The organism is Tardiphaga sp. GW821-FHT12E02, from assembly GCF_058807155.1.
In genome coordinates this window covers 5551467-5564651 of record NZ_JBXAQK010000001.1, presented here as the reverse complement: position 1 = coordinate 5564651, position 13185 = coordinate 5551467, and the positions used below count along the sequence as shown (strand labels likewise).

At 63.9% G+C, this 13185-nt stretch carries 12 protein-coding genes; 4 read left to right on the top strand and 8 right to left on the bottom strand.

Going from position 1 to position 13185, the window contains the following annotated elements; all coding sequences use genetic code 11:
* Positions 1–21: 21 nt before the first annotated feature.
* The 3 genes from ispG to AC1RQ5_RS26115 are packed head-to-tail and all read right to left on the bottom strand — an operon-like array spanning position 22 to position 2796.
* Positions 22–1305 carry a flavodoxin-dependent (E)-4-hydroxy-3-methylbut-2-enyl-diphosphate synthase gene (gene ispG, locus AC1RQ5_RS26125; RefSeq protein ID WP_493202863.1) on the bottom strand — a complete coding sequence of 428 codons (1284 nt, stop codon included), beginning with the start codon at positions 1303–1305 and terminating at the stop codon, positions 22–24.
* A gap of 13 nt (positions 1306–1318) precedes the next feature.
* Entirely contained in the window at positions 1319–2269 is a 951-nt protein-coding gene (locus AC1RQ5_RS26120; protein ID WP_493202861.1) for a DMT family transporter, read from the bottom strand.
* 41 nt (positions 2270–2310) lie between these two features.
* Positions 2311–2796: a Fur family transcriptional regulator gene (locus AC1RQ5_RS26115; protein WP_398482483.1), complete on the bottom strand. Its 486-nt coding sequence runs from the start codon at positions 2794–2796 to the stop codon at positions 2311–2313.
* Between the two features lie 170 nt (positions 2797–2966).
* Here AC1RQ5_RS26115 and AC1RQ5_RS26110 point away from each other — a divergent pair, with 170 nt between their 5' ends.
* The 3 genes from AC1RQ5_RS26110 to AC1RQ5_RS26100 are packed head-to-tail and all read left to right on the top strand — an operon-like array spanning position 2967 to position 6160.
* Entirely contained in the window at positions 2967–3443 is a 477-nt protein-coding gene (locus AC1RQ5_RS26110) for a MarR family winged helix-turn-helix transcriptional regulator (RefSeq protein ID WP_493202859.1), read from the top strand.
* On the top strand, positions 3436–4590 hold the full coding sequence (locus AC1RQ5_RS26105; RefSeq protein ID WP_493202857.1) for an HlyD family secretion protein: 1155 nt from the start codon (positions 3436–3438) through the stop codon (positions 4588–4590). Before AC1RQ5_RS26110 ends, AC1RQ5_RS26105 begins: the two co-directional genes overlap by 8 nt.
* A gap of 4 nt (positions 4591–4594) precedes the next feature.
* A complete protein-coding gene (locus tag AC1RQ5_RS26100; RefSeq protein WP_398482447.1) occupies positions 4595–6160 on the top strand; it encodes a DHA2 family efflux MFS transporter permease subunit in 1566 nt (521 codons plus the stop codon).
* A 144-nt stretch (positions 6161–6304) separates the two neighbouring features.
* On the opposite strand, the gene pcaG is transcribed toward AC1RQ5_RS26100, so the two are convergent.
* From pcaG to pcaF, 3 genes are all read right to left on the bottom strand, one after another.
* Positions 6305–6886, bottom strand: coding sequence for a protocatechuate 3,4-dioxygenase subunit alpha (gene pcaG / locus AC1RQ5_RS26095; protein WP_398482449.1), 582 nt, complete (start codon positions 6884–6886; stop codon positions 6305–6307).
* Positions 6886–7587 (bottom strand): protocatechuate 3,4-dioxygenase subunit beta, encoded by a 702-nt coding sequence (gene pcaH / locus AC1RQ5_RS26090; RefSeq protein WP_493202856.1) that lies wholly within the window; start codon positions 7585–7587, stop codon positions 6886–6888. The genes pcaG and pcaH overlap by 1 nt, the downstream gene beginning before the upstream one ends.
* A gap of 121 nt (positions 7588–7708) precedes the next feature.
* Complete coding sequence (gene pcaF / locus AC1RQ5_RS26085; RefSeq protein ID WP_493202855.1) at positions 7709–8917, bottom strand: 3-oxoadipyl-CoA thiolase; 1209 nt, start codon at positions 8915–8917, stop codon at positions 7709–7711.
* Between the two features lie 228 nt (positions 8918–9145).
* Between pcaF and mutS the strand changes: the two genes are divergently transcribed.
* Complete coding sequence (gene mutS, locus AC1RQ5_RS26080) at positions 9146–11872, top strand: DNA mismatch repair protein MutS (protein ID WP_493202854.1); 2727 nt, start codon at positions 9146–9148, stop codon at positions 11870–11872.
* Positions 11873–11989: 117 nt separating this feature from the next.
* Here the strand turns inward: mutS and AC1RQ5_RS26075 are convergent, their stop codons facing one another.
* Both AC1RQ5_RS26075 and rpmE read right to left on the bottom strand, forming a co-directional pair.
* On the bottom strand, positions 11990–12787 hold the full coding sequence (locus AC1RQ5_RS26075) for a hypothetical protein (protein WP_493202853.1): 798 nt from the start codon (positions 12785–12787) through the stop codon (positions 11990–11992).
* A 130-nt stretch (positions 12788–12917) separates the two neighbouring features.
* Positions 12918–13145: a 50S ribosomal protein L31 gene (gene rpmE / locus AC1RQ5_RS26070; protein WP_398482461.1), complete on the bottom strand. Its 228-nt coding sequence runs from the start codon at positions 13143–13145 to the stop codon at positions 12918–12920.
* Between the last annotated feature and the right edge of the window lie 40 nt (positions 13146–13185).

Below are 13185 nucleotides of genomic sequence, written 5' to 3'. Positions count from 1 at the left end.
GTCGTCGATGATGTGCCGGGCTTACTCGGCCGCGGTGATGATCTCGGGCGTCTGGTTGCCCTTGCCATAACGCTGGTCGATATAGTCGATCACCAGCGCCTTGAAGTCGGCCGCGATGGTCGGGCCGCGCAGCGTGCGGAATTTTTCGCCGTCGACGAACACCGGGGCCGCCGGGGTTTCGCCGGTGCCGGGGAGCGAGATGCCGATATTGGCGTGCTTGGATTCGCCGGGACCATTCACGATGCAGCCCATGACCGCGACGTTGAGATTCTCGACGCCCGGATACTGGGTCTTCCAGCCCGGCATTTCGACGCGGATGAAATCCTGGATCGAGCGGGCCAGTTCCTGGAACGTGGTCGAGGTGGTGCGGCCGCAGCCGGGGCAGGCGGCCACCAGCGGCACGAAGGTGCGGAAGCCCATGGTCTGCAGCAGTTCCTGCGCGACCTGAACCTCCAGCGTGCGATCGCCACCGGGCTCGGGCGTCAGCGAGATGCGGATGGTGTCGCCGATGCCCTGCTGCAGCAGGATGCCGAGCGCGGCCGAAGAGGCAACGATGCCTTTCGAGCCCATGCCGGCTTCGGTGAGGCCGAGATGGATCGCATAGTCGGAGCGCGAGGCCAGCGTCTGGTAGACCGCGATGAGGTCCTGCACCGCCGAGACCTTGGCGGAGAGGATCATCTTGTTCTTCGGCATGCCGAGCTCTTCGGCACGCGCAGCCGACAGCAGCGCCGACTGCACCATGGCTTCGCGCGTCACCGCGCGAACGTCTTTCGGATTTGCCGAGAGCGCGTTCTCGTCCATCAGCTTGGTGAGCAGCTCCTGATCGAGCGACCCCCAGTTGGCGCCGATGCGGACGGCCTTGTTGTTCTTGTTCGCGATCTCGATGATGTCGGCGAACTGGCTGTCGCGCTTGCTCTTGAAGCCGACATTGCCGGGATTGATGCGGTACTTGTCGAGCGCCGCAGCGCAGGCCGGATATTCGGCGAGCAGCTTGTGGCCGATATAATGGAAGTCGCCGACCAGCGGGGTCGTGATGCCCTGCTTGTCGAGCGCTTCGCGGATATGCGGCACAGCGGCGGCAGCCTCGTCGCGATCGACGGTGATGCGGACCATCTCGGAGCCGGCGCGCGACAGCGCTGCGACCTGGTCGATGGTGCCCTGGATGTCAGCGGTGTCGGTGTTGGTCATCGACTGCACGACGATCGGCGCGCCGCCGCCGACGGCGACATTGCCGACCATGACCTGCGTGGTGAGATGGCGCGGCGCCGGGCCGGCGACATCCTGCGGAATTTCGAACTTGTTCATGGGGTCTCGAATATCAGGTTTTAGTGACATTCAGCAATGCGTTAGTGGCTGCGGAGCGCGCCGGTCGGTTAACGAGAACCAGCCCGGCGATGACCAATAGCGCAGCCAGCCCGAAGGCGGGGGTAAGCTGATCTCCCAGGATCAGATAGCCCGCCGCGACGCCGAATAAAGGGGTGATGAAGGTGAAAGCCGCCAATTTGCTGGCGGAGTAGGTTCTGATCAGGCTGAACCAGAGTAAAAAGGTAAGTCCGACCACCCAAAACGCCTGAAATGACAGGAGCGAGATTGTCAGGGCGCCGGGAACCGCGGGAATTCGTTCGCCTGCCAGCAGTGCGCCGAGGCCAAGAATCGGGATCGATAGTCCCACTTGGTACCCCAATGCCTTTTCGGGGGCGGCGGTAATCAATCTGGTCCGCTTGACCACCAGCGTCGTCGCCGCCCACATGGCAGCGCCCAAGATCATCAAGAGGTCGCCAAACAGGACGCTTGCGGTGACGTTGGGCTGCGGAACGCCGATCGCGACGGCCACGCCGGCAAAGCTCACGGCAAGGCCTGCCCATTGCGCAGGACGAAGCCGTTCACCGAGCAGCTGATAGGCGCCGAGGGCGACGAAGAACGGCATCGTATAAAGGAAGACGACGGCGCGGCTGGCGGTCGTCAGTTCGAGCCCGTGAAAGATCACCAGGAACTCGAAGCCGAAAATGGTGCCAACGAACAGGCCCGCACCAAGCGTGCCGTCGCGCTCGAACAGTTTGACGCCGCGAAACCAGGCGATGGCGAGAATCACCAGCAGCGCCCCGGCGGAGCGGAGTGCGGCCTGGGTGTAAGGCGGGATCTCGCGCAGCACGAGTTTGATGGCGATCTGGTTGAAGCCCCAGGTCAGGCACAGCATCAGCACGAGAGCGATGGCGCCGACGGTGAGCGGACGTCCGCCGGGCGGGGATGGGCTTGGCTCTGCAGACATCTGGCCTCGGTCCGGCTTGCCGCCGTGTTGTTATGTGTGGCTCAGGCCTGGCAATGCGCGCAGGTGCCTGTGATCTCCACCACAGAGAGCTTCGGCGTGAAGCCTGTCAAGCGGGCGGCGTCATTGAGGCTTTGCGCGACCTGTGCCGCCGGGACTTCGCCGACCGATCCGCATTTGTCGCAGATCAGGAAGGCCACCATCGATGTGGTCCCGTGATCATGGACGCAGGCGAGGAAAGCGTTGCGGCTCTCGATGCGATGCACGAGGTCGTTGGCCATCAGGAAATCGAGCGCACGATAGATCGTGATCGGCGCCGGCCGGGACACGGTCTTGGCCAGTTCCTCGATGATCTCATAGGCGCCGAGCGGGCGGTGGCTGGCGAGCAGCGCCTCGAACACCTGGCGCCGGATCGGCGTCAGCTTTTGCGAGCGCTTGGCGCATACGTGCTCGGCATGATGCATCGCGTCCGCGGTGCAGCGGTCGTGATCGTGGTCCGGGGCGGGGAAAGTCGGTTTCAGCGCGGTCATTAGCAGCAATGTAATCACTTTCCGGCGGTTCGCCCATGGCAGCCATATGAACCTCCCCAAGAAGGCGTCGGAAATGCTGACCTATGCGCTTTACGCATATCTGCGACACTTTGGCACAGGTGGTCGAAAATATAAGCTTCCTTACTTTGAGCCAGACTTAGGAGTTTGCCATGCCCGACCGGGATCTCGGCACCGATTTTCTCTCAGCTCTGTTCGAAACCCAGCGGATGCTGCGGCAACTGGCCGACAAGGAAGCGCGCCATCTCGGCATGACCCGCGCCCAATGGGCCGTGCTGGCCAAGGTCGAGCGCAACGAAGGGCAGAAGCAGGCCGAGCTGGCCGATGCCATGGAGATGGCGCCGATCAGCCTGACCCGTCTGATCGACAAGCTCTGCGACAGCGGCCTGATCGAACGCCGCAATGACGATGCCGATCGCCGCATCAAACGGCTCTATCTCACCGACGCTGCGCGCCCGCTGATGGCGAAACTTGCCGTGCTGCGCGCTGATCTGATGCAGGTCGCGTTCGACCGGATGGCTGATCAAGACATGCACCGGCTCGTCGATTACCTCGAAACCATCAAATCCAACATCCGTGCTGCGCTTGCGCCTGCCGCGGGCAAGACCAAGGAACAGGCTTATGGCTGACCCCGTGCTGAAATTTCCAGACAAGGACGCATCGGACGGCGGCGGCGAGGGGAGCGCGACCAAGCAGCGTCAAGGCGCGGCTGGCTTCTTCAAGCGCTATCGACGTCCGCTGTTGCTAATCGTGCTGCCGGCGATCGTGCTCGTCGGCGGCTTCGCCTTCTATCTTTCCGGCGGCCGCTATGTCGGCACCGACGACGCTTATGTTGGCGCGCAGAAAGTGCTGATCACGCCGGAAATCGCCGGCAAGGTGTCGCGCGTCGTGGTGCGTGAAGGCCAGCATGTGAATGCCGGCGATACGCTGTTCGAAATCGATCCGGTACCATTCCAGCTTGCGCTTCAGCAGGCGCAGGCCAAGCTCGACGATGCCAGGGTGTCGTTCGCGACGCTGAAATCCAACATCAAATCATATGGCGACATGCTCGAACTCGCGCGCCAGGGCGTCGAGCTGAAACAGCGCGATGTCGAACGCAAGACGACGCTGGTGAAGTCTCTTTCGGGATCGCAGCTCGATCTTGATACCGCCACCACCAATTATGTGATGGCGCGCGCGCAGCTTGAATTGCTGCAGCAGCAGCTCGGTACGTCCAAGGACAAGCTGCTCGGCAATCCCGATCTGCCGCTTGAGCAGTTTCCGGCCTATTCGCAAGCAAAAGCAGCACTCGGCGATGCCCAGCGCAATCTCGATCACACCGTGCTGAAGGCGCCGATCGCGGGCGTGGCGACGCAGGTGGACAATATCCAGCTCGGCCGCTTCGTCGCCGCATCGACGCCGATCCTCACGGTGATCGACGATGCACGGCCGTGGGTCGACGCGAATATGAAGGAATCGGATCTGACCTATGTGAATGTCGGCCAGAAGGTGGACATCGAGGTCGATGCGTTCCCGAACCATGCCTTCCACGGCACCGTCGGCTCGCTCTCGCCCGGTACCGGCGCGCAGTTCGCGATCCTGCCGCCGCAGAATGCCACCGGCAATTTCGTGAAAGTCGTGCAGCGCGTGCCTGTGCGCATCTATCTCGATTACGACGATGCGGCCGTGAAGAAGCTCAAGGCCGGCATGAGCACCTATACGACCATCGATACCGAACATCGCCGTACGCTGGCAGGCGTGCTCGGCCTGTCCTCCGCGAAGGCGGCCCAGGACTGATCCCATGAGCACGTCCTCACCCAGCGCAGTTCCCGGCATGCGTCGCAACATGGTGACGGTGTGCGCCATGACCGCAACCATCATGCAGGCGCTCGACACCACGATTGCCAATGTGGCGCTGCCTTATATGCAGGGCTCGCTGTCGGCGTCGCAGGATCAGGTCAACTGGGTGCTGACCTCATACATCGTGGCCGCCGCCATCATGACGGCGCCGGTGGGTTTCATCGCCAACCGCTTCGGCCGCAAGAAGGTCTTCATCGTCTGCTCGGCCGGCTTCACCATCGCCTCGGTGCTGTGCGGCCTTGCGCAGGACATCACGCAGATGGTCGGCTTCCGACTGCTGCAGGGCGTCTTTGGCGCGGCCCTGGTGCCGTTGTCACAGGCGGTGATGCTGGACTCCTACGCGCTGCATGAGCGCGCCAAGGCCATGTCGATCTGGGGCATGGGCGTGATGCTTGGCCCGATCATGGGCCCGTCGCTCGGTGCCTGGCTCACCGAGACCTATTCCTGGCACTGGGTGTTCTTCGTCAATCTGCCATTCGGCATCGTCACCGTGGCGGGCCTTATGGTGTTCATGGACGAGACCGATCTGAACCTGAAGATGAAGTTCGACTGGTTCGGCTTTCTCGCGCTCGCCATCGGCATCGGCTCGATGCAGCTGGCGCTCGACCGCGGCGAGCAGCTCGGCTGGCTGGAATCCAACGAGATCATCATCGAGGCGATCGTGGCGGTGGTCGGCTTCTATTATTTCTTCGCGCATTCCTTCACGACGGATCGGCCGTTCATCCAGTTCGCGATCTTCAAGGACAAGAACTTTGTCGGCGGCTGTATCTTCATGTGCGTGATGGGGCTGGTGCTCTATTCCACCATGTCGCTGTCGTCGCCGTTCCTGCAAAATGTCATCGGCTATCCGATCCTGACGGCGGGCCTGCTGCTGGCAACGCGCGGCTCGGGCACCTTCGTGGCGATGATGCTGGTCGGCCGCATGATGAAATATATCGAGGCGCGCACGCTGATCATGACCGGCATGGTGCTGCTGTCGGTATCGATGTATTTCACCGCGAAATGGACCGACCAGACCGGCGTGCCGGAATTCATCATCGTCAGCGTGGCGCAGGGATTTGGGCTGGGCCTTGTCTTCGTGCCGCTGTCGACGGTGGCTTTCCTGACGCTGCCCAATCACCTGCGCACCGACGGCACCTCGATGCTGACGCTGCTGCGCAACGTGGCGAGTTCGGTGGGCATTTCGATCGTGATCGCCAACCTGACATCGGGCACGCGGATGGCGCATGCGGTGCTGGTCGAGCATGTGACGCCATTCAACAATGCACTGCAGATGCCGAATGTGGCGGGTGCGATCAATCTGGCGACCGATACCGGCCGCGCGATGATGGATGCGATCGTGACCTTGCAGGCGACGATCATTGCGTTCGGGCTGGATTACCAGCTGATCATGCTGGTGACGCTGGCGGCGATCCCGATGGCGCTGATTATCGGGTCATCAAAGGCGCAGCTCCGCGCGCAGGCGGCCAAGCCGGGCGGGGATGAGCATCCGGCGGTGATGGAGTGATTGAGCTGAGGTGGTGATGGATTCCCTCTCCCGCTTGCGGGGGAGGGTGGCGCGTAGCGCCGGGTGGGGGCAGCCACAAACTCCGAAGCGTGGGGCTGCCCCCACCACGACCCTCCCCCGCAAGCGGGAGAGGGAGAGGAAACCTCACACGTCGAAAAACACCGTCTCGTTATCCCCCTGCAGGTGGATATCGAACCGATACACCCCCGCGGCCGTCTTCTTCGCAATCAGCGTCCCGCGCCGATCCGCCGGCACCAGCTGCATGACGGCGTCATCCGCCGTCGCCGCTTCGTCGTCGAAATAGATGCGCGTCATCGACTGCATGGTCATGCCGCGGCCGAACACCGCCATCACGATATGCGGCGCCTGATCCTTGCCGTCGATGCCGGGGACGGCGCCGGGTTTGACGGTGTCGAATGAATACTCACCCGCATCTGTGGTGCCAGAGCGACCAAAACCGCGCCAGCTGGAATTCGACAGCCCGCGGCTGTCCTGCGGATCGGCGAACCGACCCTGCGCATCGGCCTGCCAGATTTCCAGCACGGCATCGGGCACCAGCTTGCCGGCGCCGTCATAGATCACGCCTTCAATGCGGATCTTGTCGCCGGTGACGTCGGGGGTCAGCAGGTTGTTGGTGAAGGCGTCGTTCCAGGCATATTTGCCGTTGGGCGTCAGGCCGTAAGCATAGAACGGGCCGACGGTCTGCGACGGAGTAATTCCAGGCATCAGTGAGTCTCCGTCGGGGTCGCGTTGCGGCCGCGCAAAACGATGTTGAAGCGATAGGCCAGCGCCCAGCCGGGCTCGGTGTGGTCGAGATCGAAATCCGACACCATGCGCAGGCGCGCCTTTTCGTCCGTCACCGAATTGAAGATCGGATCGAATGGAAACAGCGGGTCATTCGGGAAATACATCTGCGTCACCAGGCGCGAGACGAAGGAATGGCCGAACACCGAGAAATGGATATGCGCCGGACGCCACGCATTGTGGTGGTTGCCCCACGGATAGGCGCCGGGCTTGATGGTGATGAATTTGTAGTTGCCCGCAGCATCCGTCACGGCGCGACCGGCGCCGGTGAAATTCGGATCGAGCGGGGCGGGATGCTGGTCCCAGACATGGACATAGCGGCCGCAGGCATTGGCCTGCCAGAGTTCGACCAGCGTGTTCGGTACGCCGCGGCCGTCCTCGTCCATCACGGTGCCATGCACGATGATGCGCTCGCCGAGCGGCTCGCCGGTATGCATCGTGGTGAGATCATGATCGCCGGGACGCACGGTCTCGTGGCCATAAACGGGACCGGTCAATTCAGACATCGTGTGCGGCATCAGGATGCGCTGCTTCTGCGGCGCGCGCAGGGTGGTGCTCTTGTAGCCGGGTGAGAGGCGCGGCGCGTGCGCCGCATTGCTCTCGACGGGATAGATTAGCGTCATGCTGGTTTCCCCTTGGGTCGCCCCCTCATGGTGAGGAGCGCGTCTTCGCGCGTCTCGAACCATGAGGAGTGTGGTGCTCATCCTTCGAGACGCGGCCTGCGGCCGCTCCTCAGGATGAGGGTTAGTTCAGCTTCTCGATCGCCATGGCGACGCCCTGGCCGACGCCGACGCACATGGTGGCGAGGGCGAGCTTGCCCTTGCCCTTTTCCATCGCATGCACGGCGGTCAGCGCGAGACGAGCGCCGCTCATGCCGAGCGGATGGCCGAGCGCAATCGCGCCGCCATGCGGGTTGACGAAGTCGGCATCTTCCTTGACGCCGAGCTGGCGCAGCACTGCGATGCCCTGGGAGGCGAAGGCTTCGTTGAGCTCGATGAGATCGAAGTCGCTGATCTTGAGACCGAGGCGCTCCATCAGCTTCTGCGTCGCCGGCACCGGGCCGATGCCCATGATGCGCGGGGCAACACCGGCGGATGCGAGGCCGAGGATGCGGGCGCGCGGAGTGAGGCCGTATTTCTTCACGGCGGCGGCCGAGGCGAGGATCAATGCGGCGGCGCCGTCATTGACGCCCGAGGCGTTGCCGGCGGTGACGGTGCCATCCTTGCGCACGATCGGGCGCAGTTTGGACAGGCCTTCCAGCGTGGTTTCGGGGCGCGGATGCTCGTCCTTGTCCACGGTGATCGGGCCGGCCTTGCCGCCCGGCACCTGCACGGCGACGATTTCTTCCGCAAAATAGCCCGAGGCAATCGCCTTGCCGGCATTCTGCTGCGAGCGGATCGCGAAGGCGTCCTGGTCGGCGCGCGAGATCTGGAAATCCTGGGCGACGTTCTCGCCGGTCTCCGGCATGGCATCGACGCCATACTGTTCGCGCATCAGGGGATTGATGAAACGCCAGCCGATGGTGGTGTCGTAGATTTCCGCGGCGCGCGAAAAGGCTTCGGTCGCCTTGCCCTGCACGAAGGGCGCGCGGGTCATGGATTCGACGCCGCCGGCAATGGCGAAATCGATTTCGCCGGCGCGGATGGCGCGGGCACCGGCGCCGACGGCATCGAGGCCGGAGGCGCACAGGCGGTTGAGAGTCTGGCCGGGGACGCTTTCCGGCAGGCCGGCGAGGAGGGCGGCCATGCGGGCGACGTTGCGGTTGTCTTCACCGGCCTGGTTGGCGCAGCCGAAGAAGACTTCGTCGATCTCGTCCCATTTGACGTTCGGATTGCGCTCTTTCAGCGCCTTGATCGGAGCAGCGGCGAGGTCGTCGGCGCGGACTTTGGCGAGCGAACCGCCAAAACGGCCGATCGGGGTGCGCACGGCGTCGCAAATAAACACATCGCTCATCATTTTCCTCCTGGGCTGCATCCGCGCATGTGCCGGATTTTCGCGGTGGTTTGTAGGAAGGCCCACCGACCCGGTCAAATCATGGCTGTTGCGTGGATTGTCACACCCTGGATGTCGGATAATCGCGCGCGGTTGACTTGTCAACCGGGTGTTGCGGTGGGGAAAACGTGGCCTTTCCCGTCGTGGCGGATGGGATCAGCGGGGTGAAATTTGCTAGCGTCCGCCGCCATGACGATCCAGCAAGCCATTACCGCCCCGGAACAGCCGGCCCCCGCCACGGACGACACCAAGGTGTCGCCGATGATGCAGCAATATCTAGAGATCAAGGCCGCCAATCCCGGCCTGCTGCTGTTCTACCGGATGGGCGATTTCTACGAGATCTTCTTCGAGGATGCGGAACTGGCCTCGCGCTCCCTCGGCATCGTGCTGACCAAGCGCGGCAAGCATCAGGGCATGGATATCCCCATGTGCGGCGTGCCGGTGGTGCGCGCCGATGATTATCTGCACCGCCTGATTTCGCTCGGCATCCGCGTCGCCGTCTGCGAGCAGATGGAGGATCCGGCGGAAGCGAAGAAGCGCGGCGGCAAGAGCGTGGTGCGACGCGACGTCGTCCGTGTGGTGACGCCGGGCACGTTGACCGAAGAGAACCTGCTGGATGCCCACGCCAATAATTATCTGATGGCGATTGCGCGGGCGAAGGGCTCGTCAGGTGCCGACCGCATCGGCCTCGCCTGGATCGATATTTCCACCGCGGAATTCATCGTCACCGAATGCGCGACCGGCGAACTCGGCGCGACGCTTGCGCGCATCAATCCCAATGAAGTGATCGTGACGGATGCGCTCTATGGCGATCCCGATCTCAGCCAGCTGCTGCGCGAATTGCCGGCGGTCACGCCGCTGACCCGTGACGTGTTCGACGGCGCCACCGCCGAGCGCCGGCTGTGCGATTATTTCGCCGTCGCCACCATGGACGGCCTCAGCGCGATGTCGCGGCTGGAGGCCACCGCGGCTGCCGCCTGCGTCACCTATGTGGAACGCACCCAGATCGGCAAGCGCATCCCGCTGTCGCCGCCGAGCCGCGAGGCGGTCGGCACCACGATGGCGATCGATCCGGCCACGCGCGCCAATCTCGAACTGACGCGAACGCTGGGCGGCGAACGCCGCGGCTCGCTGCTCGATGCGATCGACTGCACCGTCACGGCTGCCGGCTCGCGTCTGCTGGCGCAGCGGCTTGCGGCTCCGCTCACCGATGCGGCGGGCATTGCGCGGCGCCATGATGCGGTGGCGACATTCGTGGCCGATAGTGGCCTGCGCGACGACCTGCGCGCCGCGCTAAAGACGGCGCCGGACATGTCGCGCGCGCTGGCGCGTCTGTCGGTCGGCCGCGGCGGCCCACGCGATCTCGTTTGCATCCGCGATGGCGTCATGGCGGCGGACCAGGTGCTGGATCGCCTCGGTGCGGCCGAGAACCTGCCGGCGGATATCACCGCGGCGATGGCCGGCCTGCGCCGGCCGTCGCGCGAGCTCGCCGCGACCTTTGCGCGTGCGCTTGATGACGAGCTGCCGCTGATGAAGCGCGACGGCGGCTTCGTCCGCGCCGGCTTCGAGCCCGTGCTCGACGAGACCCGCAATCTGCGCGATGCGTCGCGGCTTGTCGTTGCCTCGATGCAGGCGCGCTATGCCGAGGACACCGGCGTTAAAGGTCTCAAGATCCGGCACAACAATGTGCTCGGCTATTTCGTCGAAGTGACCGCGCAGCACGGCGACAAGCTGATGCAGCCGCCGCTGAATGCGAGCTTCATCCACCGCCAGACGCTGGCCGGACAGGTGCGTTTCACCACCTCCGAACTCGGCGAGATCGAAGCCAAGATTGCGAACGCCGGCGATCGCGCGCTCGGCCTCGAGCTGGAAATCTTCGAGCGGCTGGCGACCATGGTCGCGGAGGATTCCGACGATCTCTATGCGGCCTCGCATGCCTTTGCTCAGCTCGATGTGGCGACCGCGCTGGCGAAGCTGGCGGTGGATGACAACTATGTCCGCCCCGAAGTCGACGAGTCCCTGCTATTCGCCATCGAGGGCGGCCGTCATCCCGTGGTCGAGCAGGCGCTGCGCCGCGATGGCCAGCCCTTCATTGCGAATGCCAGTGACCTGTCGCCTGGGCCGGGGCAGAAATCCGGGCAGATCTGGCTGATCACCGGTCCGAACATGGCCGGTAAATCGACCTTCCTGCGCCAGAACGCGCTGATCGCGCTGTTGGCGCAGATCGGCAGTTTCGTGCCGGCCTCGCGGGCGCGGATCGGCATCGTCGACCGGCTGTTCTCGCGCGTCGGTGCCGCCGACGATCTCGCGCGCGGGCGGTCGACCTTCATGGTCGAGATGGTGGAGACCGCGGTCATCCTCAATCAGGCGACCGAACGCGCGTTGGTGATCCTCGACGAGATCGGCCGCGGCACGGCCACGTTTGATGGCTTGTCGATCGCCTGGGCGGCGATCGAGCACCTGCATGAGAGCAACCGCTGCCGTTCGTTGTTCGCGACGCATTATCACGAACTCACCGCACTCTCCGCCAAGCTGCCGCGGCTGTTCAATGCGACGGTGCGGGTGAAGGAATGGCACGGCGATGTCGTGTTCCTGCACGAGGTACTGCCGGGCTCGGCGGATCGCTCCTACGGCATCCAGGTCGCAAAACTCGCCGGCCTGCCGCCGGCGGTGATCGCGCGGGCAAAATCGGTGCTGGCAAAACTGGAAGCGCAGGATCGCGGTCAGGGCGCCAAGGTGCTGGTCGATGACCTGCCGCTGTTCGCCATCACCTCGCGTGCACCGGACGAAGCGGCGCCCCCGAGCGAGGCGGATCTGTTGATGGAAGCGGTGAAGGCGCTGCATCCCGATGAGATGTCACCGCGCGAGGCGCTGGATGCGCTTTATGCGTTGAAGGCGAAGGTGGCGAAACAATAACAACCCTCATCCTGAGGAGCGGCCTCTTGGCCGCGTCTCGAAGGATGGCCGCAAGCTCCTGCGCAAAACAGCTCATGGTTCGAGACGCGCGAAGACGCGCTCCTCACCATGAGAGCCTCAGACGTAGCGCACCCGCCAGCGTCCCCATGCCCACAGCCCGAGATTCCAGGCCACGCATGTCGCCAGCGCACCGCTCAGCGCAATCACCGAGCCGAAACGCACCGCCGTCACTTGCATCAGCGCCACCGCGATCCCGAACCCCATCAAGCCCCAGCCACCATTGGCGATCACTGCGGCGGTGGGTGGGCCGCCGATGCGGGGATGCAGGATCAGCATCAGGCTGGTGAAGACGATCGGATACAGCGCCAGCATGCCGCTGCCGGTCGGGCCGATGGTGGCGGACAACGTCACCACGGCGCCGACCAGCGTGGCGACAAGCGTCGCGCGCAACGGGATGTCGTACCAGCGGCGGGTGATCAGCGGCATTTTGGCATGGCGAAACCGCTGCATCAGCGGCAGGCAGATCGCGAAGGTGACGACATTGACAGCGATGCCGCCGAGCAGCGTCCAGTCGATCAGACGGATCAAGTAAGCGAGCCCGAACCAGACGATCACAGCGGCGCCGAGGCTGATCACCACATTGTTGCGCTGAGCGAGAAGAATATAGGTCAGCCCGAGAAACATGGTCGCGGCGTTGATCGGCAGGCTCGCCAGCGCGCCCTGCGCGATGAAGGCGGCATCGTGATCCATGGCGAGGAAGACATAGGACGGGCCGGCGGAGATCGGCAGCGTGGCGACCAATGCCCCGATCACCGGGCCCGAGCGTTCGGTGATGACCGAGGCGGAAATCACGAAAGCGGCGGTGATTGCCATGCGCAGGAGGAGGATGGCCACAAAGGTGAGATCGGCGGACATTTTTTGTTCTTCTTGTCGTCTCGGGCGTCACGCCGGGCATCATGGCTGACGGGACCATGCTCCCCAAAAGAAAACGCCCCGCGCGAGGCGGGGCGTTTCAAGGCTGGCAAGCCGGGCTGGGCGCGAGGCCTCAGTCCTTCTTGAGGAAGCCCGAAAACTTCTTCTGGAAGCGCGACACACGGCCGCCGCGATCGAGCAGCTGGGTGGTGCCGCCGGTCCAGGCCGGGTGCGACTTCGGATCGATGTCGAGGTTCAGCTTGTCGCCGTCCTTGCCCCAGGTCGAGCGGGTCTGATACTCGGTACCGTCAGTCATAACGACGGTAATGTTATGATAATCCGGGTGAATTTCGGCTTTCATGACGGTTCCTTCGGCGCAGATGCGCCTGAATCTCGGGATT